Below are 25261 nucleotides of genomic sequence, written 5' to 3'. Positions count from 1 at the left end.
CGCGCCCGGTCATGAAGGTCTGGAAGATGGTGAAGAAGACGGAGCCGTTCTTCGGAACGCGGCCGGTTTTGCGCACCTGTTCGGGCACAATGCGCACCCGCGCGTCATCAGCGAAGGGCGAGAAGGCATTGTAGGCCTGGTCAGCCAGGATGTTGCGGTCAGCCAGAAATAAGATGCGCGGGCGGCGCATCGGCTCGCCAGTGAGATTCCAGCGGCTGTGGAAGAGCTTCCAGGCGAGCTGGAAGGCGATGAAGGTCTTGCCCGTGCCGGTGGCGAGGGTGAGCAGGATGCGGCGCTGCCCGGCCGCTACGGCTTCCAGCACGCGGTCGATGGCAATGTCCTGGTAGTAGCGCGAGGCCCAGGAGCCGCCCTTGTCCTCCACCGGCACCGCCGCGAAGCGGTCGCGCCAGGCGTTCTCGGCAGCAAACGTCCAGCCCCACAGCTCGTCCGGCGTGGGGAAGCCCGGCGCGTCACCTTCCGCGCCGGTCTCCATGTCCACTTTGTAGACGCCGATGCCATTGGTGGCGAAGGTGAAGCGGATTTTCAGCTTCTCGGCATAGGCCTTGGCCTGCCCCAGCCCTTCGGTGACGTGGGCATCGCGCTTCTTCGCCTCGATAACGGCCAGGCGCTTGCCTCGATAGAAGAGCACGTAGTCAGCGATGTCGGCTTTGCCCCGGCGGCCTGAGCCTTCCAGCCGTCCCGCCGTGATCTGGTACTCGCGGGCGATGCGGCTACCCGCCGCCACCCCCCACCCGGCGGCGTTCAGGGCAGGGTCGATCAGCTCGGCGCGGGTCTCTGCTTCGTTCATGCGGCAATCGCCGGGGTTCGAGTGAGCTGGCCGGAGAAGGCATGATTGAGCAGAGAGACGCGGAGTTCGGCCAAGGCGGCGAGCTTGGCCCGTTGCTTCCCGACCAATTCGTCAGTGGCCGTCCATAGCGCTTCTAAGTCTGCAACCACGGCCTCCTGCTCATCTAGAGAGGCCGGAAGAGCGATCGTAAGCGCAGACCATTTACTCTTGTTTATAATCGGGAGCGTGGCCTGCGCCGAGCTGGACATGACGGCCTGTTGAAACCGCTCTGTCTTCATTTGATAATGCAAGAACTTCCCGGAAATGCCGGGCTGAGGCGTAATCGTGTTGATCTGCTGATTGGTTGTGACGGTACGCTCTGCGTAGCCAGCCTTACCGATAGTCGCCCCGATGCAAACCATTAGAGCGGAGCCTGCTGGAACAGTACGTGCGGCGGCGAGGCCTCGTTCGCTCAGGCCCTCGTTGTCGTAGTCAAGCGAGCCGTCTGGTCGGAAGTCGCCAGGCTTGATGAAAGGCACGGCTGTGCCTTTCATTCCTGTCTCCGAAGATTTAGGGGTGCTGCCGGTTTGGATAGCCCCCAGTTGGGCGAGCGGGATGGCTGGCGCGCGTGAGGCGATCTCGGCGAAAAGCCTGTTGAGCTGGCCAACAAACAACTCCTTTGCATTGGCGATATTCCGCTCTGCATTGGCGTTGGCGCTGGCTATACCTTCGAAGGCTTCGTCAAGAATGGCGGCGATACGTTGTTGTTCAGCAAGTGGAGGGAGAGGAACTGGAATCGCTCCGATCTCCGGTAGGCGAAGCGATGGATAACCCTGATCCTGCGTCAGTGCCTTTGCATCTACGGTGCCAAGAAAATGCAGGAGGAAGCGCGGCTCAACCCGATCTGCTTTGGGAACTATGGTCGCAAGATGACTAGCAACGCACGCTTCTACCTCAGTCATGACTCGATGATTGAGGAATGTAGACGCGCCGCTTTTTGGGAAAAGGATTGTACCTGCGGGCCAACGGCGAAGCCCCGTCGCGCCGTCAGCGTTCAGCCAATCCTCGGCTGCTGCGATGGTGCCGAAGCGAATCCGGCCGACGTCGGACGTACGGATAAATGGGACGATTCCATCAGCGAAGAGGCGTGGGTCTTGAGGGGCTGCATTTCCCGCTCCGACTTGAGCAACGCTGTCTAGAGGAACGACTTGCCACACCATCACAGCAGCTCCCGGATACCGCGTAAAATGTCCGCGCTCTCCGCATCAAGCGCCATGATCTCCTCGATGATGTCCTCTGGTGCTCGGTAGGCTACCTCGTCGGCACAGTTGGGATTCCTCACCGACATGTCGAAGGTTGTCTGGTTGAGGTCGCTGACCTTGACCGTCCAGCTCTTCAGGCTATCCGCTCGCGTCGGCTGAAGGCTGAGGAAATCTGCAAAATCGTCGTCGGTGAGTGCGGTCGTCTTGCCGAGGCTGCGACCGGGACTGAGCTGGTAAAACCAGATGTCGCGCGTGGGCGCACCTTTCTCGAAGAACAGCACAACCGTCTTCACGCCCGCTCCCTGGAAGGTGCCCTGCGGGCAGTCGAGAACCGTGTGCAGGTTGCAGGTGGCCAGCAGCTCCTTGCGCAGCGCCGCCGCGTCGCCGTTGGAGAGCATGGTGTTCTTGATGACAATGGCTCCCCGTCCTCCGGGCTTCAGCATGCGCATGAAGTGCTGAAGGAAGAGGTAGGCCGTCTCGCCGGAGCGGATGGGGAAGTTCTGCTGGATTTCCCGCCGCTCGCTGCCGCCGAAGGGCGGGTTGGCGAGGATGACGTCCACTTGGTCGCGGGGCTGGATATCGGAGAGAGACCGCCCCAGCGAGTTGTCGTGGACGATGTTGGGTGCCTCGATCCCGTGAAGAATCATGTTCATGATGGCGATGACGTAGGCGAGGCTCTTCTTCTCCACGCCGGAGAAGGTGCGCTTCTGCAAGGTCTCCAGGTCAGCCGTGCTCTTCGCCTGCGCGCGCATGTGCTCAAAGGCTTCGCAGAGGAAGCCTGCCGAACCCACCGCCCCGTCATAGATGCGCTCGCCGATTCTGGGCTGAACGACGCGGATCATGGCGCGGATGAGCGGGCGCGGCGTGTAGTACTCGCCGCCGTTGCGTCCGGCGTTGCCCATGCGCTTGATCTTGGCTTCGTAGAGTTCCGAGAGTTCGTGCTTCTCTGCCTGGGAGCCGAAGCGCAGGGCGTCGGTCAGCTCCAGCGCGTCCCGCAGGGAGTAGCCGCTGCCGAACTTGTTTTTGATCTCACTGAAAATCTCGCCGATTTTGTACTCGATAGTGTCAGGACTGGATGCCCGCTGTTTGAAACCACGCAAGTAGGGAAATAGCTCATCGTTAACGTAGGCAATAAGGTCATCGCCCGTCATTGCGCTATCATGGTCAAAGGAGCCATCCGACTTCTTCGGTGCCGCCCAGACTGACCAGCGATGCTTATCATCAATGATGTAGCTGTAGGTCTTTCCTTCCAGATCTGCGCGCATGGCACGATCTTTCTCAAGATCATCCAGGTATTTAAGGAACATGATCCAAGAGGACTGTTCCGTGTAGTCCAATTCCGTCGTGCATCCTGCCTCTTGGCGGAGCACGCCATCAATATTCCTGAAAGTCTGCTCAAACATCTAGGACAGTGCTCGCTATGAACGGTTAAGTTTTTCCGCCGTCATTATGAGCAACGTTTCCCGCTCATGCAATCTTGCCCCTCACGAATGGGTCAACTGGCTGCCTACCAAACATCTTGTCCACTCTCAAACGACCGTTTGCGGGTGGACGTCAAAGGACGATCCGCTCCACCTCGTCGAGCGAGACCTGCTCGCCCCGGCGGTCGTAGAGCTTGGTCGTGCGCGCGCTGGCATGCGCGGCCATCTGCTGGGCGTGCTCCAGCAGGCCGCCATTCTCCAAGTAGGCGGTGATGCCGCGTGCCCGCCAGGAGTGACAGCCGATCTTGGTAGCCACTCCGGCCGCCCCCGCGCGGCGCTGAATCATGCGGTACACGTCTGGCTGGCTCATTGGCTGATTGGTCAGCCGGCCCGTGCGTCCCTCGGCCGTGCGGAACAGCGGCCCGCGCTTGTCCTGCTGGATGCCGGCCGCCTCGATATAGGCGTCCAGGTACTCTTGCAGGCTGTGATGCGCCGGCATCTCGTGGTGCTTGCCGCCCTTCTCATGCAGTCGCAGCCACCAGCGCTTGCCGACCGGATAATAGTCCTCCACGCGCAGTGCCGTCGCTGCGCTGACGCGGGCGAAGGTGAACAGCAGCGTGCCGATCAGCGCCCGGTCACGCAGCCCAATCAAGCTGTCGGTCGGAATGCTCGCCAGCAACGCCTTGGCTTCATCGCGCGTCGGCATGCGCGTTTTGCCCTTGGAGGTGCTGTGCTTCGGGCCACGCACCGCTGAAGCCGGGTTGTGCGGCACCACCTGGCCGACCACCAGCCAATCAAACAGCATGCGGATTGCGGCAAGCTGCTGCTTCACGCTTGGGGCCGACAGCTCGCGCCCTAAGCCCTCGATATAGGTAGCCACATGCACCGGCTGCACGGCGGGCAAGGTTAGGCCGTGCTGCTCGCACCAGCTGAAGAAGGCGGAGGCCGCGCGGGCGTAGGCCGCGCGGGTGTTGGGGTTCCTGATCTGCGCCGTGAAGAACTCGACGTAGCGCCGCGCCGCACCCTCGCCCTCGGCCATGACAGGGGAGGGCACCACGACGACGGCCGGCAACGTGCCAAGGGTGGCTGCTGCTGCATCAGAGGAGCTGTGAGAGGCGAGTTCAGACATCGACGGACCACACCTGCACGCCATTGCGCTCGAATCGCGTCAGACGCTGCGCTCCCGGAAAGCGGGGCGACATGAAGAACACATACCGATGCACCTCAGGCCGCGCTGCCATTTTAGCCAGGTCGCCAGCCAGCTTACGGTTGTTTGCAGGATCGACCGCCGCGAAGGTCTCCGCCCCGACCAAGCCGTCGGCCTCGCTCATGATGTCGAGCGGGATAGAGGCATGCGCGCCGGGGGCAAGTCGGTAGCCGCCCGCACCGGGATGTAGCGCCAGGAGCTGGCGGGCGGCAGCCAGCGCGACGGCAAAGGTCCAGGTCTGATTGAGCTGCTCGACCAGATTGAGCGGCCGCCCGTCGATAGGATGGCGACCGACCGGCTCGAACTTCATGCGGCGGAGCATATCCAGCGGCTCGCCTGCCTGCTCGGCGACCCAGGCTTGCACATGGGCAGCCGCCTCTCGCACTAACCCGAGATGCCGCTCGATATCAGCGTGGGATCGAACCGTCAGATGCACATCGCCCCTCGAAGCCATTTGCGCATGATAAAGGACGTTATCATGCACGACTTAGTATCGCAACAACTTCCACGTACGGCTATAGCCGCTAGGTCACTTCTTCAGCGACCAAACATGCTCGTGGCCATTCCAGCTATGATATTTCTCCTTGAATGCTCCCATTGCCGCGACTGCCTGGCCTAAGATCAGACTCACGTCGCTGTTCTGCGGCAAATCATCTTCATCCAAAAGATCAATGTATCCCCGCGAGGGCTCATCTTCCAAAATTTCCAATACGTCTCGTAGCACACGATTGACAATCTCGACCTTCCTTTTATTCAGTGCGGCATCCGGCTTCTTTCGCGCCGCATCCTGAAACTCCTTAAACATCGCCTCTATAAGAGGCGTTATCAATTCGTGCTTCGCCGCATTATCTGCATTAATGCCTTGAGAACCAGAGAGCCTGCGCATACTGCGATCCTCATTTGTTTTCTAGCTTACGAGGCGGGGCGGTTCGAATAGTAGCTTGATCTGATTTCTCTCCATCGATACGCCAAAGCCAATAGCCACTTCTCTGGAAAATATTATCAGATCGGAATTTTTCTGCGCATTCTATGTATTGAGATATTATGAATGTGACGTCGCTATTTGATGGCATGTCGTCTGTGGAAAAAGCCTCAAAATCTTCAAAGGGCCGATATCTCTCTCCGAAGATTTCATTGCATTTTTGCAGAGTTGAATTCACGAATTTTAGCTTAAACGTATTCACGGCGTCTTTTGGGGATTTTTTTGCAAGCGCCCCAAGCTCCGAGTGTAAGCTCTGAAGCTGTCCCACCAGCTTTTCGAATACGTCGATCTCGTCCTTGTTCATAGTCCTCTCCTACGACGGGCAAGCGCGTCGAAACTCAACATACTTCTTCTTTAAGACTTCTATTGGCATTCGCTGTTTGCTGTCAAACACCTCTACCATCAGCTCAATATCATCATCAGTAAGAGCAATAATGCATCGACGCTGGCCGGACCAAAGCTCAACCGTGTTTTTGAACATGGCTTTTGGTAATGGATTTCTGGTTAGCAGTACGCCGAACGAACCCAGCTCGTTCGTTAAGTATCGATTGAGCTGGTTTATATGGTCCCGCTCAATCGCACGAACATTCTTCATCTCCATCACAAGCTGCCGGCTTTTATAGTCATCCAAAATTTCCTGCAGAAAATCTACAGAGCGATTGTTGTAGAAAATCAAGTCTCGGATTGTTGCGCCGCCTTCCGATCGGCTTTGCGTATCGGCGAAGTCCAAGTGTGGATAGAGAAGCGATGCCATCAGCTGTGCCTGCGCATCCTCATACTTTTTATCAGCTTTATCCTGAGTGCCTGATGGTAGTTTCTTGATCTCGGCCAGCTTACGCCTCGCTGATATGACGGGCATCTGCTTGAAGAGAGGATCAACCTGGCAATCTTGGGCGGTGCGCTCCTTGGCCTTTACATAATCGGCCACCATAGCATAGTTGGACCTATTATAGAGCAGCACTTGGACACGCTCATCCGAGCCCTGAGAGTTAACCACATCATCTTTGGGGCATGCCGTAGAAAAATAATCTTCGAAATTAATCCAGGGCACATGCCTTAGCCAACGCTTTGGGACAAGAAGGATCGGCGCACCATTCTCAGGATTTACTGGCAACTCGACTTCCACATCAGACAGAAATTTCTGCTGCCTGTAATCGTGCAAAGTTTCCAGGCGAACTTTCGAAAGGGGAATCCTAAGCTTCAGACACTGCTCTACTGTATAATCAATCAAAAACGATTTAAGAAAATTGCATGCGATATCGCTCACGCGATCTTTGGATATCCCGTCCACAAAAAGTTGGATTTCTTCAAAGTGATTGAAACCGAATTGCCCATACTCCGGTATCTGCAAAAACAGCTTCAGTATGGCTTCGGCTGCATTCTCACCAATACGTTTGCCTCGCCCTTTAGCAGACACGCCAAGTCCGACCTCATCGCACTCGGATGCGATAATCAGATTCCGTGTCGCATCTTCCTGCTTCCCTTTCCTCATCAGCCAGTTTTGGTGGTTGAATGAGTTAATTAAACTTGTGTGAAGGGCGTTGTCTTGTTGCGATGGTGAGCGCCACAAGAGGAAGGGATCGACATATAGCGGGATATCTTCACCAAAAACAGGAATAGCGAAATCTAACTCAGACTGAGCGCAAGAAATCCCGTGATGATCGGTGAGCCTGGGACGAATTAGCGCCATAAGAGCAAGCGGTGCTTTCTATAAACAGACATCAACGAGTATCTTACCTGGCCGGCGCTATTTAACAATGAATTCGTCTCGCCTGCGGCCTTCCGCCTCCATCGCCTGCAGCCATCTCGGCAGTCGGCCCCGCCCGCTCCACTCTTCGCCGTTCGGCCCCCGGTACTTCACCGGCAGCGGCTCTCCACTGCCCTTGCGAGGCGCTTTGGTAGGTCCAGTGGGAATACCTGGCAGAAGAGCCTGGAAGGAGAGTCCGTTCTCCTCGGCCTCGGCCTTCCATTTGGCCAGCAGGTCCGCCTTGGCCTTCTCTTGCTTCTCCCTCAGCACGACCTCGGCCTCGGCAATCAGCGTGCGCAGCTCCGCCACGCTCATGCGGTCCAGCTCGATCTTTGCTGTTGAGCCTGCATTTCTCTCCGCCATCGCCGAATCTCCCTGAGCTATCAGCTCTCGCTTAGCAGACAACCCGTATTGTGTCGGCTCCGGCCTTTTCTAGGGCTGATACCAAGAGTAGTAATCCGCCACGTCTGGCAGCTCGTCACGCAGCGTAGCGGCCGCGATGGCCTGGCCGGCCATGACGGCGCGCGTTACCCACACCTCGGCTTCCGACAGGCCGTAGCCCGTCGCCTGGGCAATCTGCCGCACCATCTCGGTGTGCTCGCTCACCTCCTGGCGGCTCCTGTCCTTTGCCTCCAGCGTGTCATCCCAGCCCTCGGCCAGGACCTGCATCTCCACGGCCTGGAAGAGCTGGAAAGCCCAGTAGGCCAGCAGGCACTCCATGGTGGCGAAGCGGTGCCGCTCGCACCGCATCACCCGAGTATCCACCAAGCAATGCGGCCAGATCACCGGCAGGTAGGGGCGCTGGCCCGCCATCCCCCAATCATAGAGCCTCGCCATGGCGCACTCCTCGGTTGTTGGGCAACAGCCCGACCGTGCGCGCCGCAGATCGCCGTTCTCACAACCAGCCGGCACCCGGAACCACTAGCAGGCATGATCGGCGCGCTCGCTGCCAGCCGGCTGAAGCCGCCTAGACCATTGAAATCAAAGATTGCCTTATGGCCGCTTGATACGCTCACTGGTAGCCGTAACGCTCAACTATCTAGCGAAATCGGAACAGAGGCCCACCCTCGCACCCCGACCTGGGCGAAGCCTTCTGTCCACGTTGCCGCAGGCAACGTATAAGTGGACACATTAACTTCTGGGGTGCGAGGGTGGGCCGGCCAGCCGGTGAACAGATCAATCATGGCGTGCTACCACCTGACGCTGAAATTCATGAGCCGGAAGAGTGGCGAGGGCCATTCGGCCGTGCATGGCGTCGCGTACCGCTCGGGCAACCGAGGAGCGACGATCAGCACCGCCACGAAGGTCGGCGGCGTGTCGGCCGTGGCCGCCGCCGCCTACCGCTCCGGCCAGGCCATCCAGGATGAGCGGCTAGGGCAGACCTACGACTACCGCAACAAAGACGCCATCCTGCACACCGAGATCGTGCTGCCCGAAGGGCCGGTGCCGGCCTGGGCCACGGATCGCAACCAGCTCTGGAACGAGGTCGAGAAGGCCGAGAAGCGCAAGGATGCAACGGTAGCCCGTGAGGTCGAGGTGATGCTGCCGCGCGAGCTGGGCCTGCCGCAACAGCTCGCACTGGTACGCCGCTTCATCGCCCAGGAGGTCACCGCCAAGGGCCTGGTGGCGGATTTCTCGATCCATCGACCGAACGCCAGCGACGGGCAGCCGCACCCGCACTGCCATATCATGATTACCCCGCGCGCCCTGGAAGCGCAGGGCTTCGCCGCCCGGAAGGATGAAACCTTCCGCTGGTCGGGGCAGGGGGAGAAGAGCAAGGACGCCCTGGTGAGCCTGCGCGAGGCCTGGGCGCGTTTGCAAAATGACGCGCTAGCCGAGGCCGGCAGCGCCAGCCGCGTCGATCACCGCACGCTGGTCGCCCAGCGCACGGAAGCCCTGGTGAGGGCCAAGCAGGCGCGCCAAGAGCGCCGGCCGGTGGAAGCGGCCATCCATCAGCGACGCGCGGCCGAGCTGCACCGCGCGCCGAAGCAGCATGTGCCCTTCGTGATTCTGCGTCGCTTAGTGGGCGAGATAGCCGCCCACCTCCGCCAGCGCATCGAACGCTGGGCCGGCCGCAATCGCGCGCGGCAATATCTGGCCGCTATGGCGGATGCTGGCTTGCGGGTGGCCGAAGAGGAGATTGGCAGCCTGGTCATGAGCGCCGGGCGAGCACTGGGGCTCGATCCGCCGCCAAGGCCCGCACCGAACCGGCTCCCGCCGCGTCTGCCACCCGCAGGGCTAGCCTATGAGCGGTGATATGTCCGAACGGCTCCGCCAGCGCTTTGGTACGGCGGCTGGAGCGGCACCCGCTCCAGCCGAGCAACCGGCCACCCCGCCGACGCTGATCACCTCGGCCACCGTCCGCACACCATTGGTGCAGCCGGCCCTGGTGGCCACCGTGGCAGCGGAGCCGCACCGGCCGGAAGAGGCGGAAGCCGAGGAGTACCAGGCCTTCGGCCAGGAGTACCCCGAGACGGATGGCACCATAGAGCTGCGTTTTGGCGAGGAAGAATGCTGGGTGCTGTTCAGGCACTTCCTCAAGCGAGTGGAGGCCTCCGGCGACAGCCTGCTTACCCTGATCTGTACCGATAGCGTGGTGACGATCTCCGGCCAGGGCCTGCGCGAGCTGCGCCGGCTGCTGCGCGCCGGCAAACTCGATTTCGTTCAGGAGTACGATGCGCGGCGTTTCGCCCCGCTTAAGCCGGATCAGCCCGTTGTGGAAAACATCGCGCCCATGACAGCTGGCCAGATTCCAGCCTAGCTTCTCCGGATTTCTCGATGAACAAGAATAGAAATTCTCCCAATCACACGTCACAGATCGAATATTTTCCAGGACCGCTCCAGGATATCCGCTTGAAATTTCCCTCTAAGAATTTTTTATCGTCTCTAAAGTACTGAAACATCTCGGCAGGGTTCCACTCACGACCATCGGAAAATGCAACATTATTGTTTCGAAGAAAATCTGCTAACTCCGCTTTTTCAAAATCGCTATCCACGACCTTAATCCAAGCATCAAATTCTTGATCGTACACAAAACCAATCTGCTCTAGGAAAGTAGGTTTTTCAAAACCTAACCTTTTCACTCCTGTCTTTTTTCCAGACATTGTATATACATAAAATTTTACATCGCTCATTTATCTTACCGTAACGTCAAGAATGGTGCTCACCCCATTGCCATCTCTTGTTGGTACTCCGTCAATAATCATTTCTGGACCTCCTCCAGGCAGATGTCGCCCGCCACCTAAAAAATTTTCGTTTCCCATGCCGTCGTTTGGACTTCGAGGTGATCGTGAATTTATACTATTAATTCTGCGGATTTTAAAACCATCATCTAGAGATCCAGGGGTAAGTCCTAAAGCCCCTTCCAAGCGACGCGCGTCAGCCCTTGATATAACGTTGCTCCGGCTCCTTGATAATGGACCCAGTATATCCTCAATCGCCTTTCTATCAGTTACGTATGTTCCGTCTCTGCCTATAGTTTGAAATGCATCAGTCGATCTTGGACTCACATTGTAACCGACATTGTTTTGCAGCATCGTTGCTTGTCGCTGTCGTGCGGAGGCAACGCGAGACGCTGTGGAAGTTACAGGTGGTCGGCTGGCAATCCCATGCCTTTGCGAGAACCCTCGTGAAAGGCGAGGCTGTAGCAACCTAGTTCTGCCGGCGAGACCCAGCGCCGGCGTGACAGCCATGAGCGCCCGGAAAACACTGTCGCTCTCAAATGTCGATTGGTACGGGTCGCGGCACTCGTCGCTGTCGATGTCCTGCGAGAGCAGCTGCCCAATCCGCTCGATCTCGGCCTCATCGGACAGCACATCACGGGTGATGCGGCGGACATTCAGCCGCACATAAAGCCGGTAATCGTTCGGGTTGTCTTGCGCGAGGAAGCTGAAGAACCCCCGCCCCTGAAGCTCCATGACGGAGCACTGCTCGTGGAAGACCGGCGGATTGAACTGCCCGCGCGATCCCTGATCGTTGACGTATTCGATGATGTGGCCGAAGCCGACCATGCGGCTGCGCCAAAAGTTCGCCCCCCAGACCTGAGGGGAGGTGATCTCCGCTGGCGTGCCGCCCAGCAGCCGGCCCGCGCGTGTGAAGATAGCGATGGCCGGCCCCGGTTCCGCCGGGATCACCCGCAGCCAGCAGCCGATCAGTGGGTTGGTGGGGTCATGCTCGCATGGCACGGCATTGGCAGGCGCACTCGGACGGGTCTCAGATGGCGGCGGAGCGCGTGGGCCAGCGGCCGCCAGCCGCCAGCCATTGGCCGCCGTGAGCGTGCCCTGGAAGGCGGGGCGGCCATTGGCAAGGCCAGAGACATCGATCTGCCGCAGCGCCGGGCAGTCCGCCTCCATCGCGCTGCGCGCCACACCCAGCAGCCGCTGCAACTCAATCCGGTCACCACTGAATGCCCCCTCGTCGGGAGCGCGCACGGTCAGGCGCGCATTCGCCCCGCATGAGGCACTGCCCGCCACACTGGCCGTCAGGCTGCCATGGGTGGCGATCAGCTGCTCGGCAGCAGGAGCGGTGGTGAATGACAGTAACCAAAGGAACGAAAGCACCAGCGGAGGCCAGGCTTTCGTCATGCCGCCCTCGCTCTAAAAGCGGCCGAGAGGATCGGGCGTAGAGGGCGTGGACAGGCGCTCCTGCTGAGCCGCCGCGGCTGCCTGGTTTGCCGCGTCATACGCTGCCTGGCTGGCCGCCTGTCCATTGCCCTCTCTGAAGCCGTTGCTTGCCACGGTGCTGCCGCCACCGCCAAAGCCGCCGCTGAGCAACCCTTCCGCCAACAGCCCGGCGAATTGCATCCAAACGCGGGCCTGAGCGGCTTGCCGACGCTGGTTTTCTATATAAGCGGCCTGCACGCCCCGGCTGTCGCCAGGCTCGATGCTGTTCACCCGTGCCAGCAAACCGCTGGCGTGGTCACGCAGGTAGGCCTGCCCGCCGGCATCGCTGTACGCAGTGTAGCACGTGCCTGCTCTGCCGCTGGTCATGCAAAGCTCGTTGCCGCGAGCGCTCCATGGGATGTTGGCCCATTCGCGTGAGAAAGCCTGACGGCTGCTCGCAAAATAGACCGGCGTTTCCCGAAGCTCGTAGCGATCGAGGCCGACCCAAGGCTGCACGAGAATGAGCGTGTTGCCGGGCACGACACCCGCGATGCCAGGGGAAGGGGTTAGCGCACCTTGATGCTCTACCGGCGTCGGACGCAGTGCCCTTGGGTCCTGTTGCGGCGTTCCGAACCGCGCCGGCGTGGCGCGCAGGCCGGTTGACGGCATGCCGCCCGTCTGCGGCGCGCAGCTGGGAAGAAAGACGGCAGCCATCAGAACGGCCAGTAGAAAAACGGAGCCGCGCTGCCAGGCGGTCAAAGCCTGTGAACTCGAAATGCCGCCCCTCATGTCTGCTGCACCTCCCAGCCGTTCGCTCCACGACAGGCGGTGATCGTCTCCTCGCGCGGCGTGCCATCTGCCAGAGTGATGGTCTGGCGCACCTCACGGCAGTTGCCACTCGCCCGCACCGGGACGGCCTGCCCGCTTACGCCGCTCTGCGGGTTAGACCAGGTTTGCACGCGGTTGGAGGCCAGGGCCTGCTGCGCCGCCGTGTTCATCCGCTGCCGGTCCTGCTCGTCGAGGTAGCTTCCGATCCCGCGACCAATCAGGGCACCGCCGAGCGCGCCTGCTAATGGCGCGAGAGGCCGCAGCCATGCAGGGCCTCCCCTGCTGGCTAGCGCGCCAGCCGCCCCGCCTGCGAAGGCACCAACAGCGGTACCGGTCGTCTGGCGATCCATGCCGTTCGTGCCGCATGCCGACAAAAGGCAGGCTACGATCAGCAGTACCGGCGCATTGGGCAGCCACTTGCTAAAGAAGGTTGCTCGCATGCCGGTCCCTGTCGCCGCCCGAGGAGTGGTTGCGAGCTTAATAAAGCTCTCGTTACGGTTCAAGGCTCTAGGGTCTGGACTACGTTCACATTCCTTTGGACATACGTTACGTCATCAAGGCGCGTAAATTGCCTGGAAGTTGGGCACGCATGGTCGCTGTATCGGGACAAGCTTCCGGCGCACAGCGCGGCACGACGATCACCGCCGGCACCGCTGCCGGGATGGGTTGCTCCTGGGGCAACGGCGCGGCCTGCCGGGCAGGTGGCAGGGGCAGCCAGACGTTGATGAGGATGCGGCAAGCCCCCACCACGATCAGCCACAGGAAGCCGTAAGGCACCGCCTGGTCGGTGCGGCCGGTGGTCAGCGCAAACCACATGGCGATGACCAAAAGCCCGATGAGAAAGGCGCGCGGCCGGGAGAGCTGATAAATCACCTCCCACGCCACGCGGTAGCCGGTGCCCAGCGCATTGAGGATGCGGCGCAGCTGCTCCATGGCCTTCAGCTCTGCTTGAACAGCACGGGCGTGAAAGTGGAGCCGGTGCGCGAGAAGACGCGCCCGTTCTGCCAAACGATGGCCTCCGTGGTGGCATCCGGCCCGCCGCCCTTCCTCAGACTGGAGAAGTGCGCCGGCTGCACCCGGTAGTCGATCACCTGGCTTGCTCCCCGGCCGCTGCCGGAGCTGGTGTTGGTGCTGATGCCGCTGCTGGCATTGCCGCCGCCCTGACCAGTCGGGCCGGTGCTGTGGCTGCTGCTAGAGCTGGTGCCACTGCTCTCGCCCTCATTCTCGCTGATGTTCTGCCGCCAGGTCAGGGCCTTGCCGATCTTCTCCGCCGCCCATTGCGCCGTGCGCTGATCGGGCTGCGCGTGGAAAATCTGAGTGGCGAGATTGCCCAGGAGCGCATCGGCCACGTCCTGGGCGCGCTGGCCGCCGATCTTGGCATAAATGCCCGGCAGGTTTTGGGTGAGGTAGACGGTGAGCGCCCGGCAGGCGCGCGCCGTGGACTGGAACGCCTGGTCGGCCGGGCTCAGGAAATACTGGCACTCGTCCGCGAACAGGAAGCAGGGCCGGGCGTCGGCCGTCTTCGGCCGGCGCTGCATGGCGCGCTGCCACATCGTCTTGACGATGTGCTGCGCCACAATGCCCTCCTGGCCCCATTCGTGGGCGGAGAGGTCGAGCACGATCACCGCGCCCTCGAAGGTCAGTTCGGGCACCAAGGTCGTTCCCGTGCAGAACAGCTTGCGCAGGTCGCCGCTGGTGAAGGGGTCGAGCCGGGCGGTGAGAGTCTGGAGGATGTTGCCCGTGGTGCGGGGATCGCCCTCGATCATCTCCCCCGTCCAGTAGGCATAGATCGGCTCGAAATCCTCCTTCTCCATCGGGTGCGCCGCCGCGTGCTCGGCTAGGCCCATGGTCTCCGCCCAGAAAGAGCCATCGAACCACGCTTCCGCTGCCCGCTTGGCCGCCTCGCCCTCGGCCAGGTCGGGATTCAGGTGCTCTGGTTTCTTCGGCCGCTCCTGGATGAAGCGCATCAGCTCGGCCAGGGTGACGCGCCCACGCGCCGCCCAAAGCGGGGCCAGGGTGGCGCGCAGCATCCGGCGCATGCTCTGCTGCCAGAAGGCGTCCTTGCCGCCCTCGGCGGTGTCGATGCGGCCTTCGGCGGCGCTCAGGATATCGAGCAGCACCTGCACCGCCTCGAAGGTGCTGCCGCGCCCGACCGCCATCTGGTACTCAAGGAAGTTGAATCGCTGCGTCAGGCTCTTGTCCATGACGATCAGCGAGTGCGACCGCCCCTCTTCGGCGCAGTAGCGCCGCCAGCGCTCCGCCTCGTCCACGTTGGCGCAAGCGACGACGCCGCCGAAGCCGGCGCGCAGGTAGGCGCGCGCGAGCGCCGCGCCGCTGCCCGACGATTTGCCCGAGCCGATACCGCCCGTAATCAGCGTGCCCTCGCAGGCGTCACGCAAGCGCCACACATCGGCCTCGGAGAACATCAGCAGCGCTGCATCGAGATCGCGCACATAGCCCGCCGCCGCGCCAACGGCTGCGTGATCACTGAGCGCCGGCACGGCGGAGAGGCCGGAGGCGCTGGCGGTTCGGGCGAGCGGACGCATTGCAAAGCGGCTCCCTTCCAAGTGTATATTATCCACAGCCTCGGGAGCGGCGACAGTGGCGGAGAGGGAGCGCATCGCGCGGGAAATGCTGGCGGCGGACAGCCTGCGCGCTCGCCTTGCGCAGCGCTTCAAGGCGCACGCTTTGGGGCCGAAGGGCCTGCCCTCCATCGGCCGCGAGCTGGCCTATGGCGTGGCCGATATCCGGCAGAAGGTGGTGGAAGAAGGCTGGTTTGGCCGCGTCGTGACGCCGCAGCCGGTCGGTATCGAGCGCAGCGCGCTCTATGGCCCGCCGATGGACAGCGGCGATCCCATCGCCCGCGCGCAAGGCATCGAGGACGCACAGGCGCATTTCTCGGCTGCCGGCGAGCGCGCTGAAGGCCAGCCGCCGGAGGAGTTCAAGGCATCCTTCCGCGAGGTCTACGCTGGCTGGGCTCAGCAGGCCGAGGGCGTGCATCCAGGCTACCGCGATGCGTTCCAGCGCGAATATCTCTCGCTCTACCGCTCCTGGTTGAACGGCGCGAAGGACGGCCAGGCGCACGCCACGGAGCGTGCCGGCACCGGCTGGGACAAGGAGCAGGCCAAGGCCGCCTTCCGCGAGCGCTGCAAGGAGACAGTGCCGCCGGCACCCACACGCGAGCGGGGCCCAGAGGGGCCCGCCGAGCGCGACCGCTAGGAGCCGCCATCATGCGGCCGCGCCCCGCCGAATTCCTTCAGCGGCTGGGCGTGCGGCCACCGTTCAAGGTACCGGGGCGCGGCAGCCATTGGCTGCTGATCGGCTTGGCGGCGCTGCTCCTGGCCGTGCTGTGGCACGTCCTGCTGCCGGCGCAGTATTACCGCTTCTTCCCCGTTGCCATCTGGCTGGAAGGCCCGATCCCGGCAGCCCTGGGCGCGACGGCCGGGCTGTGGTGGCACCGCCGCGATGCTGCCTGGCTGGCCGCGCTCGGGGCCTGCGCCTTCGCCTTCGCGGCGATGTTCGCCACCATCCTCCTGCTTGGCCCCTTCCTCTTCGGGCTGATCGGCACCTTCCGGGGGCTGTGGGCGCATCTGCAATCCGTGATGCCGGCGAGCTTCGCCGCGCTGCTGAGCGTCTGGAACACGGCCTATGTGCCCTATGCCAGCTGGGCCTGCCTTCGGACGATGCTGGCCTGGGGGTCGCTCGCTTACCTGGCCGTCCTCTTCGTGAAGGGCGGCGGGCGCGCGTGGCTGCAATGGCGCTGGCGCGACCTCCTCCAGCGCCGCGCCTTCCGGCGTCACCAGGAGCAGCTGCGGCGCGAGTATCAGGACGCCTACCTGAAGGCAGTCGCTGCTGGACAGGCCCCGCCGTCGCTGCCGCCCGGCTACGTGCCCGGCGCGGCGCGCGACGGCGACGGAGCACAGACCGCTTACTGGCTCCTGCGCATCGGGTACTTCCTGATCGGTGGCGCGCTCTTCTGGTGGGCCTTCGGTGACCAGCTGGCATTGATCGTGCAGCGGCTGACGGGGCCGTTGCCGTGGTGGATGGGCCTGGGGAGGTGAAGCGATGATGTTTCGCACCTCCGCCACGATGGCCGCGTTGGCGTGCCTGCTGGCCGCGCCGGCCGCTGCGCAGTCCGACTTCGAGCTGATGCGCCGGCACGAATGCGAGTCCATCCAGCGCGAGAACATGCGAAATACCTGCCTGCGCATGCGCGGCGAGGCGGCCCGCCAGCAGACACTGCAACGCTCCTTGGAAGAGCACCGCGCCCGCACGCTCAACGGCGTGAGCCTCAAGGGAGCCGAGCTGCGTGCGCTGATCGCCGGCAAGACGGTGACGGTGCAGCAGCTCAACCCCGGCACTCTGCGCCCGTTCGGCGCACCGGCCACCACCTACTTTGATCGCGGCGGCTCCGCCTTCTACCAAACCGGCCAAGGCGGCCTTGGCGCGCGCTGGAGGGGACCGTGGGAGCTTCACAGCGGCGGTGAGCATGTCTGTCTCACGCGCGGCTCCGGCCTGCCTTGCGTCGGCTTCCACCGGGCGCGTGACGGCACGCTGTACCAGTATGCGGGCGCGGACATGATTGCACGGGTGCTGTCGGTGGAGGATGGCGACACCAAGGGCACGATGCGGGAGCTGGAGCGCTACCCGCAGCCAGGCCAGGCGGCATCCGGGCCAAGCCCCAACCGGCCGATGCCGCCCAGCCGGCCGCCTCCTCCACCAGAGAACCGGCCGGGCGTGCTGGGGCCGGCGATGCGCTGACGCACGCCAGGAGGATGAAGAATGGACGTGCTGGTTGATCCACGCTGCGATTGCCGCATCGCAAAGCTAACTGGCCTACCCTGCCGGGACTGCCCACGACGCAAGCGGCCAGTGCCGGACAAAGACAACCTGGGCCTGGAGATTCCCACCTTCCTGCGACGGGTCGGCAATCACCCTCCTCTCTCGAACAGGCGGGCGGATCGCTGTTGCGACGATTGAGGGAAAGCCGGCCGAGCTGCGACGAAGGCCTGAAAAAACGCGGGCGGGCTGCGCCCGCCAAAGGGGCCTCATTGCCGGCCCCTTACGCCGTGCGCTGCACGGCTACCCCGCTAGGATATTTGGACAACAATGATGTTGCTGCGGGGACAGAAGGGAAGTGCTAAGTTCGTCCTCGCGGTACAGCCGGGGACGGCGATGACCGCCAACAGTGATGTTGGAAACGCCGCTGACCGGGCAACTGGCGGCGGCGTTTCTCATTCTGCCGCTTGCCGTGCGCGGCGGTGTGGCGACGCTTCGCGCTTAAGTTAGACGGATGAGAAGGGATCGCTCGCCGGGCAGTGGCGCGTGGGCACGGCGTGCCGTCTCCAAGGCCGGGCCAAGCGGCTCGGGCGGCAACCGACGCGCCAGTGCTGCGCGCGCAATCTCGCCTTGGTGGCGACAGGCCGCGATGTACTCCGCCGCATGGGCTGAGCTGTCTTCGAGGTGGGCCAGCCGCAGCACCTGGCCGTGCAGCCATCCGTAGGTGAACAACAGCTTCTCGGTGGAAAGCCGGAAGTAAGGGTGCTCGTCCTCTGCCACCTCGCCCCCTCCCGTGCCGAAGCGAGGGGCATCTAAGCCGGTTTTCGGGCCCGTGGAGGGGCGGAAACCCCTTCAGGCACCCCTGGGGAGGGGTCTAGCTGGCTTTCGCCGCCCTGGAGGCCTCCCTGGCCTTCTTGGCGGCCAGCTCCTTCCACCGCCAATGCGCCTCCTGCCGCCCCAGCTCGCGCAGCTGCTCCAGGAAGCGCTCGATGCGCCCGACCGGCTCGCCGGCGTGCGTCAGCAGCTCGGTTATTTCGGTCTGGCAGCTGAGCGCTATGGCCTCCAAGCCAATGCGCTCGCCGAACTGACTCTCGCCGTAGAACTCCTCGATTTCCTTGAGGAGGGAGGTTTCAGCGGCGAGCAGCAGCATCCAGGCCAGGTTCTCGCGGCTGATCCAGTAGCGCCAGGCCGGCTCATACAGGTCGGGATAACGCTCGATCCATGCCGCGCCGTCGTCCGTGCATTCATAGAAGGGCAGTCCCTGGTCCTCGCTCATGCTTCCTCCCGCGTCTCAGCGGATGGCCGCTGCCATGTCGTCTGCCAGTGCCTGCGCCTCTTCGGAAAAGCGCAGCAGGATGAAGAACAGGCTCTGAAGCACCGCCCAGCTTCGGCCCCACTGCATCACGTCGATGGCGTCCAGCACCAGGCTGTCGTAGCGGAAGGCGTGGGCATGGTTCTCCGCCCTGCGCTCCAGCAAGGCGAAGTCTAGCGAGTCGGGCCGCCAGCCCGGTGTCAGCTCGTCGGCCCGCTCCACCAGTCCGCGCGCGTGCTGCGTCACCTCGGCGACGGCCTGCACCGCACGGTCGCCTTCCACCTGGTGCGCGCCATAGCGCGCGTTGAGGTAGAGGGCGAAGGATTGGGCGAGCTGGTACTGTCGCCATGCCAGCCCAGCAAACGCCCGCGACAGCGCTGGGAAGGCCAGCACGGCGGCGGGGGCTGGCTGCGCCAGCAGCCCCCTCCCCCAGCCATGCAGTGCGGCCCAGAGGTCGAACAGCGGCAGGGAAACGGGCGGCAAGTCCGCCTCATCCAGCTGACCGTCCGGCTTCAAAGGCGGCAGCCATTCTGGGGGCACCGGAGCGGGGTCGAGAGGAGGATCAAGCCGACCGTCTGATGGCATGACGCGGCCCACTCCCGGCCAGGCGGTCAGGGCAGCAGCCAGTAGAACAGTCCGCCGTGCCGGCATGCCTGCGGTTCAGCCTGGAATGAGTATCGACAAACTCGAAAGGTAGGCCATGAAGCTGAAGGCCAGGACGGCCCAAAGCACTCCAGGCCGAGGATGTATTTCGATCCCTTCACGGTGACGCCACAGGGAGATGGCGGCCGGAACGCCTATCCAAACGGTGGCGGTGAGAGTCACAAGCGCTTGTTTCTCATGCCAGACGGCTAACGCCGCGATGGGGGCGCAAATGAATAGCAGCGCCACGTCGATGGGCGAGCCCTTGAGCCAGGGCTTTGAGCTTTGCGGCCGCGAGACCTCACTCATCGATTGCATCCTTGCGTGTGTGACCACGGGGACCGACTCAGGCTGCCAGCCGGAAGGCTACTTGTCTTCCTCATTCCTCTGGTGAGACTGGAACACGGCCATTCCTCTGGAGCCGACCTGCGTTCCGCAGACCGCCGCGCGCAGCGGAAGTCAAACCCTGGCCGAAGGCCACCGCGAAGCGGCGCGGAGCCACGCGCAGCCCGAAGGGCGAGCATGGCGAGCGGGGTTGACGGAGCGAGCACGGCGGTAAGCTGGTGTCAGGTCAGGCCGGAGGCCATTCATAGTTATGCGCCGTGAGGCGCATTCCGTTTGGGCGGCGCAGCCGCCCTGCCCTTTCAACCTTACTTATCCACAAGCTGGCGTGTTCAAGTAGTTCTATATTCATACTTAGTTCTAAGTTCAGGGCCGAATCAGCAAGCTTTTACAGATACTTGCGTGCCTAAATATGAGGGATTCGGGGACTCCGATGAGGTTTTCGGGGCGCTGCTATGAGGAATTCGGGGAATAGTATGAGGTTTTCGGGGGCAACTATGAGGAATTCGGGGAGGTAGAGCATTGACCTGTGGATAACGTTGCGCCTCCAACTATGAGGTTTTCGGGGAATCCGGGTTGGGCCAGCGGAGCAGGCTGTTGCGCACCAAACGGTTCGCGGACGGCAGAGGCTCAGCCACATGCTCCACCGTGCCAGACAAGCGTGCACGCCGGCCTACCTTCGAGCGGTTCAGCTCAGCATCGGCCGCTTCCAACGCCTCGCTGTCCTTCTGCCACCAGCCCACCTTGATCGACGCAACGCGCTTGCCTTGCTTCACCGGCAGCACCGAGACGCCAAAGGGCGCGATGGCGTTGATCTCCTGCACAGCTGGCTTGAGGACGTGCTTGTTCAGCTCACCGAAAGTCTTGTAGCGACCGGGCGGCACGCCTAGCAGCGAGCGGAACTCATCGAGCGAATATTCCTGAAAGGTCTTCTTCGAGAGGTTGGCGAGTTGCGCCAGGTTCTCGTAGAGGCTGACGGCGTACTTCGAGCTGAAAGCCATCAGGATCGGGATGGCGATCTTGCCCCAGATGGTCGAATCCTGGAGCACGGCCACCAAGCGCTTGTCGAAGCTGTAGGTTAGCACGCCAGCTGGCCGGTCGGGATCGTCCAGGTCATTGCCGCCGAGGAACTGCACGCGACGGGTGCGGCCATCGGGCAGGCGCAGGGTGAGGATCGTGCGCATCAGCGCCTCGATAGCCTCTTCCACCATCTCGTAGCCCTTGTGACCGTCCGGCTTCAGGTCATCGATCTCGATGCTGTAGTCCCGCCCTTCCCTCACGCCTTGCTGGTGCGCGTGATGCCAGAGGATGGTGATGGCGCGGCGGGCGTTCAGCGTCAGCTCATGGTGCCCAGAGACCTGAATCAGCTCGGCCGGCTTGATCGCCTCGTTGCGACGTGGGCTGATCTCGATGGTCAGCGCGCGGCTTCTGCTGGACGGCTCCTCGGTCATGGATGCCATCATAGTGGTTTCTATGAGGAGCAAAAGTGAAAACTTTCACTCTCGGTTTTCATAGTTCCCCGAAAACCTCATAGTTGCCGCCGCACTCCTCCCCGAAAACCTCACAATTGGAGAGCTGGCATCCCTCAGACGTCCTTTTTGAACGAAAGCACGATTTCGTTTTTTCGTGCTTTCGTTCAATCGTTCTGCTGCTTCCGGTAGGCTTCGAAGCTGCGCTGTAGCAGCTCATTCAGCTTCATGCCGTGCGCGGCGGCGTAGGTCTTGAACTCGCGCCGGAAGCGGGCTGGCACCTTGAAGTTCAGCGGCTCGATAGCCTCGCCTTGGGGACGCTCCTGGGCGGCCGGTGCCGGCGCAGGCGGCGGGGATGCGCGCGTGGGCATGTCAGGGGCCGGCGCAGCATTGCCCTTAATCGCCACCAAGCCTGCGGAGAGTTCCGGCTTCTTACCCATGCTGCACCTTCTTTTCGTTTTTTCTTACTTTCGTGCTTTCGTCCATTCGTGCAAGCACGAAATTCCATAGCTCAGCCATTTCAATGGCGCTTCGCCCCTTCCCGTCCGTCTCGATGACGGTGCGCCCATCGATCATGGAGGCGGCGAAATCCACCCGGTCATGCACAATGGACGGGGCCACCACGCCATGCGCGGAAAGGGCCGTGACCGCCTGGACGGTCAGCCGCGCATTCGGCTTGGCCTGAGTGACGACGAAAGCGAAGGGCTTTCCGGCCTCCTCAACCAGCGCCACGGTGCTGCCCACGGCACGCAAATCGTGCGGGCTGGGGCGGGTTGGTATCAGCACGAAATCGGCGGCCCGGACGACAGCGGTGATGGCGTCGGTGATGGCCGGCGGCGTATCCACGACGGCCAGGGCGAAACCCGCCTGGGCGAGATCGGCCAGCTTCTTCGGCAGCTCGGTGATGCTCACCGGGGCGAGGGCGGGGCTATCCGCTGTCCGCACGTTCCACCAGGCCGACATCGACCCCTGCGGGTCCGTGTCGATCAGGACGGCAGGACCTGCTCCGGCCGCCTCGGCCGCAACGGCCAGATGCGCCGCTAGGGTCGTCTTCCCCGCACCGCCCTTCTGACTTGCGAGAACGATAACCCGAAATCGTGCTTTCGTGCTTTCTGCCATTCTTTCCCTCGTGCTTTCTCTCTAGCACGATAACCAGAAAGAACGATCGCTCAAGAGGAACCTGTCATGGCAACCAGAAAGGCCAACGAATACGCGCCGCCTGTGTCTCCGGCACGCAGACGGCAGATATCGTGCTTTCGTCCTTTCGTGCTTTCTGCTTGAGCTACCTGCTCAACGCCAGCGCATGCTCTGCGTTGTTGCAAATACAACGTAATACGATAGAATACGAAAGAAATGGAGGTGGTATGGCCGGCATGGCACGCGACGCGATTACGGTGCGGATGGACGCGGAGAAGCGCGCGGCGCTCGACGCCCTGGCGCAAGCCACCGACCGCGACCGCAGCTACCTCATCAATGAGGCCGTGGATGCCTACTTGGCTGTCCATCGCTGGCAAATCGCCCACATCGAGGAGGGGCTGCGCCAGGCCGATGCCGGCGAATTCGCCTCCGATGAGGAAGTGACCGCCGCCTACGCCCGCTGGCAGTGATCGTTCGCTACACCCGCCAGGCGCTCGCCGATCTCGACCACGCGCGGGAGTACATCGCCCTCGACAACCCCCAAGCTGCCCAAGCCATGGCGACCCGCATCCGCGAAGCCATTGACGCGCTTAGGCAGTTTCCCGAGCGCGGCCGGCCGGGAAGGGTAGGGGGCACACGTGAACTCGTGGTGCCCCGCACGCCTTTCCTAGTGCCATATCGGGTCGTCGGTCGGGAAATCCACGTGCTGGCCGTGCTGCATGGCAAGCGCGCCTGGCCGCCAGGGGAGGGGGCGTAAGCAGATGCAGAACCTGTCTGATCAGGAGCTGCGTGACCTGATGCTGGAGGTCATGCGCAAGGCGGCCGACATGCAGGAAGCGGCCGAGGCCGAGTTCTGCCAGAAGGAGCCTTCAGTCGAACAGGCGACCGAGTGCTGGTGGGGCGTTTTCGGTGCACGCTTTCGCGCCGCCGGCGGGCTGCCTCCCAAAGGTGCTCTGGAGAGAACAACGCTCGCGCTGGCCGCTGAGGAGGCACAAGAGAAGGCAGAGAGTGACTTTCGCGCTCACTGCTTCCTGCACCTAGGCGTTCAGCATGGAATGGACATCAAGGAAATCCAGGAACTTTCCATGCGCTGCTGGTGGACGGTGTTTGGAAAGCGGGCAGAAGCTCTGCTCAAGTCCGTCGAGAATGAGCGAAAATAGCTGACGCGGGACACAGCCACGCAAGGCAGTGTCCTGAGTACGACCCGAAGGGCAGGGTCGCGGCGAAGGGATCAGCCGTAAAGGTGTCGCTGAAAACCGATGAAGGCATCCCTGATGTTCGCTACTCCGCCCAGCTCGACAGCGGCGTCGCTGACGGCGCGGTAGCGCAGCTCCAGCAGGTGCGGAAGCTTCGCCTGATCGAGCTCGCCCACTCCATCCTTGACGTATTGCGCCAGCACGAAATCCAGAAAGGTTTGTAGCTTCGGGTCGTACTGCGCAGCGATGATAGGTCGCCGCTGCTCCACCCGCTCCTGGCGAGTGATGGGGGCGAGGGCGAAGGCGATGTAGGCCAGCACGTCGAAAAGATCGCTCTTCTGCGCGCCTATCATGCGCTCAATCTCGCGCAACTGCTCGCCGCCATACCCCTTGTCGGACAAGCCTTCGAGGAGGGCCTTGCGCGTATTCGGCTGACTCCACAGCGCGCGCAGCTCCGCCTCATCCTTGAAGAGGGCAGGCAGCTCGCCATAGAGCCGTTCTACGAACTCGGCGGCAGACAAAGGCCGTCCGTCCGGGCTGTAGAACATGGTGGCGCTGATGTGTTGCAGCGTCCGTTCCTTGCCGTCCGCCAACTTGATCTTGAGGATGGGCGGCGTGGGTTCGTCCTCGCCGCCGTCCCCGCCTTCACCCTCTCCAGGCTTCGGCGCAACAGGCGGGCGAGGCGGTCCCGGAGGGGCAGGGGGCACCGGCTCCAGCGGTTCGCCGTCCCACTCGGGGTCGGAGAAGTGTTGGTAGGCTTTCACGAAATCATAGATCGTGAAGTAGTCCTTGCCGTCGTAGAGGCGCGTGCCGCGCCCGACGATCTGCTTGAACTCGATCATCGAGTTAACCGGGCGCATCAGGACAATGTTGCGCACGTTGCGGGCATCCACGCCAGTCGAGAGCTTCTGCGATGTGGTAAGGATGGTGGGGATGGTCTTCTCGTTATCCTGGAAGGTGCGCAGGAACTGGTCTCCGGCCGCTCCGTCGTTCGCGGTGACGCGCACGCAGTAGTTGGGATCGCGGCTCGCCTTCATCTGGTTGATAAGATCACGCACGGCGGCGGCGTGATCCTGCGTGGCGCAGAACACGAGCGTCTTCTGGCGCTGGTCGATCATCTCCATGAAGACCTTCACGCGGTAGCGCTCGCGCTCGGCAATCTCGATGATGCGGTTGAAATCCGCCTCCGTGTAGCGCCGTCCCTGCTCCACCTCGCCGTCGATGATGTCATCATCGCGAGTGTAGACATACTCATCGAGCGTCGTGGCGATCTGCTGCACCTTGAAGGGGGTCAGGAAGCCGTCGTTGATGCCTTCCTTCAGGGAATAGCTGTACACGGGCGCGCCGAAGTAGGCGTAGGTGTCCACGTTGTCCTTGCGCTTCGGCGTCGCGGTGAGGCCAAGCTGCACGGCAGGCGCGAAGTACTCCAAGATGGCGCGCCAGTTGCTCTCATCCTTGGCCCCGCCCCGGTGACATTCGTCGATGACGATGAAATCGAAGAAGTCGGGCGGGTAGTCAAAGAAGGAGGGGGAGGGCGCGCCATCGGCGT

General features: G+C 62.4%; 32 protein-coding genes. 8 read left to right on the top strand and 24 right to left on the bottom strand.

What is annotated here, in order from left to right:
* The 10 genes from ACK8OX_RS24170 to ACK8OX_RS24125 form a co-directional block, all read right to left on the bottom strand.
* Positions 1 to 808: DEAD/DEAH box helicase family protein (locus tag ACK8OX_RS24170; RefSeq protein WP_430666840.1), on the bottom strand; the 808-nt coding region annotated here is incomplete at its 3' end.
* Positions 805 to 2007: a restriction endonuclease subunit S gene (locus ACK8OX_RS24165; protein ID WP_430666839.1), complete on the bottom strand. Its 1203-nt coding sequence runs from the start codon at positions 2005 to 2007 to the stop codon at positions 805 to 807. The genes ACK8OX_RS24170 and ACK8OX_RS24165, both read right to left, overlap by 4 nt.
* Positions 2007 to 3452: an N-6 DNA methylase gene (locus ACK8OX_RS24160; protein ID WP_430666838.1), complete on the bottom strand. Its 1446-nt coding sequence runs from the start codon at positions 3450 to 3452 to the stop codon at positions 2007 to 2009. The genes ACK8OX_RS24165 and ACK8OX_RS24160 overlap by 1 nt, the downstream gene beginning before the upstream one ends.
* 151 nt (positions 3453 to 3603) lie before the next feature.
* The gene (locus ACK8OX_RS24155) at positions 3604 to 4599 is read right to left on the bottom strand and encodes a tyrosine-type recombinase/integrase (RefSeq protein WP_430666837.1); all 996 of its coding nucleotides are present in this window, start codon (positions 4597 to 4599) and stop codon (positions 3604 to 3606) included.
* Positions 4592 to 5161 (bottom strand): hypothetical protein, encoded by a 570-nt coding sequence (locus tag ACK8OX_RS24150; protein ID WP_430666836.1) that lies wholly within the window; start codon positions 5159 to 5161, stop codon positions 4592 to 4594. Before ACK8OX_RS24150 ends, ACK8OX_RS24155 begins: the two co-directional genes overlap by 8 nt.
* 45 nt (positions 5162 to 5206) lie before the next feature.
* The gene (locus tag ACK8OX_RS24145) at positions 5207 to 5563 is read right to left on the bottom strand and encodes a hypothetical protein (RefSeq protein ID WP_430666835.1); all 357 of its coding nucleotides are present in this window, start codon (positions 5561 to 5563) and stop codon (positions 5207 to 5209) included.
* A 10-nt stretch (positions 5564 to 5573) separates the two neighbouring features.
* Positions 5574 to 5963 (bottom strand): hypothetical protein, encoded by a 390-nt coding sequence (locus tag ACK8OX_RS24140; protein WP_430666834.1) that lies wholly within the window; start codon positions 5961 to 5963, stop codon positions 5574 to 5576.
* A 9-nt stretch (positions 5964 to 5972) separates the two neighbouring features.
* A complete protein-coding gene (locus ACK8OX_RS24135; RefSeq protein ID WP_430666833.1) occupies positions 5973 to 7349 on the bottom strand; it encodes a hypothetical protein in 1377 nt (458 codons plus the stop codon).
* 57 nt (positions 7350 to 7406) lie between these two features.
* Positions 7407 to 7769, bottom strand: coding sequence for an H-NS family nucleoid-associated regulatory protein (locus tag ACK8OX_RS24130; protein WP_430666832.1), 363 nt, complete (start codon positions 7767 to 7769; stop codon positions 7407 to 7409).
* Between the two features lie 69 nt (positions 7770 to 7838).
* Positions 7839 to 8243, bottom strand: a complete 405-nt coding sequence (locus ACK8OX_RS24125) for a hypothetical protein (protein WP_430666831.1) — start codon at positions 8241 to 8243, stop codon at positions 7839 to 7841.
* A gap of 345 nt (positions 8244 to 8588) precedes the next feature.
* On the opposite strand from ACK8OX_RS24125, the gene mobQ reads away from it, so the two are divergent.
* Positions 8589 to 9662, top strand: coding sequence for a MobQ family relaxase (gene mobQ, locus ACK8OX_RS24120; RefSeq protein WP_430666830.1), 1074 nt, complete (start codon positions 8589 to 8591; stop codon positions 9660 to 9662).
* A 1-nt stretch (position 9663) separates the two neighbouring features.
* The gene (locus tag ACK8OX_RS24115; protein WP_430666829.1) at positions 9664 to 10167 is read left to right on the top strand and encodes a hypothetical protein; all 504 of its coding nucleotides are present in this window, start codon (positions 9664 to 9666) and stop codon (positions 10165 to 10167) included.
* Between the two features lie 43 nt (positions 10168 to 10210).
* On the opposite strand, the gene ACK8OX_RS24110 is transcribed toward ACK8OX_RS24115, so the two are convergent.
* The 6 genes from ACK8OX_RS24110 to ACK8OX_RS24085 are packed head-to-tail and all read right to left on the bottom strand — an operon-like array spanning position 10211 to position 15381.
* Positions 10211 to 10540, bottom strand: coding sequence for a hypothetical protein (locus ACK8OX_RS24110; protein ID WP_430666828.1), 330 nt, complete (start codon positions 10538 to 10540; stop codon positions 10211 to 10213).
* Positions 10541 to 11989, bottom strand: a complete 1449-nt coding sequence (locus ACK8OX_RS24105; RefSeq protein ID WP_430666827.1) for a hypothetical protein — start codon at positions 11987 to 11989, stop codon at positions 10541 to 10543.
* Positions 11990 to 12001: 12 nt separating this feature from the next.
* Positions 12002 to 12796: a hypothetical protein gene (locus ACK8OX_RS24100; RefSeq protein WP_430666826.1), complete on the bottom strand. Its 795-nt coding sequence runs from the start codon at positions 12794 to 12796 to the stop codon at positions 12002 to 12004.
* On the bottom strand, positions 12793 to 13338 hold the full coding sequence (locus ACK8OX_RS24095; RefSeq protein ID WP_430666825.1) for a hypothetical protein: 546 nt from the start codon (positions 13336 to 13338) through the stop codon (positions 12793 to 12795). Before ACK8OX_RS24095 ends, ACK8OX_RS24100 begins: the two co-directional genes overlap by 4 nt.
* A gap of 43 nt (positions 13339 to 13381) precedes the next feature.
* Positions 13382 to 13768, bottom strand: a complete 387-nt coding sequence (locus ACK8OX_RS24090) for a hypothetical protein (protein WP_430666824.1) — start codon at positions 13766 to 13768, stop codon at positions 13382 to 13384.
* A gap of 5 nt (positions 13769 to 13773) precedes the next feature.
* Entirely contained in the window at positions 13774 to 15381 is a 1608-nt protein-coding gene (locus ACK8OX_RS24085) for a type IV secretory system conjugative DNA transfer family protein (protein ID WP_430666823.1), read from the bottom strand.
* Positions 15382 to 15436: 55 nt separating this feature from the next.
* On the opposite strand from ACK8OX_RS24085, the gene ACK8OX_RS24080 reads away from it, so the two are divergent.
* From ACK8OX_RS24080 to ACK8OX_RS24070, 3 genes are read left to right on the top strand one after another with little or no spacing between them, the layout of a single operon-like run.
* Positions 15437 to 16054 (top strand): hypothetical protein, encoded by a 618-nt coding sequence (locus ACK8OX_RS24080; protein WP_430666822.1) that lies wholly within the window; start codon positions 15437 to 15439, stop codon positions 16052 to 16054.
* Positions 16055 to 16065: 11 nt separating this feature from the next.
* Positions 16066 to 16896, top strand: a complete 831-nt coding sequence (locus ACK8OX_RS24075) for a hypothetical protein (RefSeq protein ID WP_430666821.1) — start codon at positions 16066 to 16068, stop codon at positions 16894 to 16896.
* A 4-nt stretch (positions 16897 to 16900) separates the two neighbouring features.
* Positions 16901 to 17596 (top strand): hypothetical protein, encoded by a 696-nt coding sequence (locus ACK8OX_RS24070; RefSeq protein WP_430666820.1) that lies wholly within the window; start codon positions 16901 to 16903, stop codon positions 17594 to 17596.
* A 519-nt stretch (positions 17597 to 18115) separates the two neighbouring features.
* On the opposite strand, the gene ACK8OX_RS24065 is transcribed toward ACK8OX_RS24070, so the two are convergent.
* From ACK8OX_RS24065 to ACK8OX_RS24035, 7 genes are all read right to left on the bottom strand, one after another.
* Positions 18116 to 18394, bottom strand: a complete 279-nt coding sequence (locus ACK8OX_RS24065; protein ID WP_430666819.1) for a hypothetical protein — start codon at positions 18392 to 18394, stop codon at positions 18116 to 18118.
* A gap of 94 nt (positions 18395 to 18488) precedes the next feature.
* Positions 18489 to 18890: a hypothetical protein gene (locus ACK8OX_RS24060; protein ID WP_430666818.1), complete on the bottom strand. Its 402-nt coding sequence runs from the start codon at positions 18888 to 18890 to the stop codon at positions 18489 to 18491.
* A 15-nt stretch (positions 18891 to 18905) separates the two neighbouring features.
* Complete coding sequence (locus ACK8OX_RS24055; RefSeq protein WP_430666817.1) at positions 18906 to 19442, bottom strand: hypothetical protein; 537 nt, start codon at positions 19440 to 19442, stop codon at positions 18906 to 18908.
* 144 nt (positions 19443 to 19586) lie between these two features.
* Complete coding sequence (locus ACK8OX_RS24050; protein ID WP_430666816.1) at positions 19587 to 19877, bottom strand: hypothetical protein; 291 nt, start codon at positions 19875 to 19877, stop codon at positions 19587 to 19589.
* A gap of 584 nt (positions 19878 to 20461) precedes the next feature.
* The gene (locus tag ACK8OX_RS24045; protein ID WP_430666815.1) at positions 20462 to 21361 is read right to left on the bottom strand and encodes a replication initiation protein; all 900 of its coding nucleotides are present in this window, start codon (positions 21359 to 21361) and stop codon (positions 20462 to 20464) included.
* Positions 21362 to 21546: 185 nt separating this feature from the next.
* The gene (locus tag ACK8OX_RS24040) at positions 21547 to 21819 is read right to left on the bottom strand and encodes a hypothetical protein (RefSeq protein ID WP_430666814.1); all 273 of its coding nucleotides are present in this window, start codon (positions 21817 to 21819) and stop codon (positions 21547 to 21549) included.
* Complete coding sequence (locus ACK8OX_RS24035) at positions 21812 to 22498, bottom strand: AAA family ATPase (protein WP_430666813.1); 687 nt, start codon at positions 22496 to 22498, stop codon at positions 21812 to 21814. The genes ACK8OX_RS24040 and ACK8OX_RS24035 overlap by 8 nt, the downstream gene beginning before the upstream one ends.
* A 158-nt stretch (positions 22499 to 22656) precedes the next feature.
* Here ACK8OX_RS24035 and ACK8OX_RS24030 point away from each other — a divergent pair, with 158 nt between their 5' ends.
* Genes ACK8OX_RS24030 through ACK8OX_RS24020 form a run of 3 tightly spaced genes read left to right on the top strand, consistent with a single transcriptional unit; the run spans position 22657 to position 23676 of the window.
* Complete coding sequence (locus tag ACK8OX_RS24030) at positions 22657 to 22986, top strand: CopG family ribbon-helix-helix protein (RefSeq protein ID WP_430666812.1); 330 nt, start codon at positions 22657 to 22659, stop codon at positions 22984 to 22986.
* Positions 22983 to 23273, top strand: a complete 291-nt coding sequence (locus ACK8OX_RS24025; protein WP_430666811.1) for a type II toxin-antitoxin system RelE/ParE family toxin — start codon at positions 22983 to 22985, stop codon at positions 23271 to 23273. The genes ACK8OX_RS24030 and ACK8OX_RS24025 overlap by 4 nt, the downstream gene beginning before the upstream one ends.
* Positions 23274 to 23277: 4 nt before the next feature.
* Positions 23278 to 23676: a hypothetical protein gene (locus ACK8OX_RS24020; protein ID WP_430666810.1), complete on the top strand. Its 399-nt coding sequence runs from the start codon at positions 23278 to 23280 to the stop codon at positions 23674 to 23676.
* 71 nt (positions 23677 to 23747) lie between these two features.
* On the opposite strand, the gene ACK8OX_RS24015 is transcribed toward ACK8OX_RS24020, so the two are convergent.
* A partial coding sequence (locus tag ACK8OX_RS24015; RefSeq protein ID WP_430666809.1) for a type I restriction-modification enzyme R subunit C-terminal domain-containing protein occupies positions 23748 to 25261 on the bottom strand: 1514 nt, incomplete at its 5' end.

This window comes from Falsiroseomonas sp. CW058, assembly GCF_050563535.1.
Classification (GTDB): domain Bacteria; phylum Pseudomonadota; class Alphaproteobacteria; order Acetobacterales; family Acetobacteraceae; genus Falsiroseomonas.
This window is presented reverse-complemented; position numbering and strand designations above follow the sequence as displayed.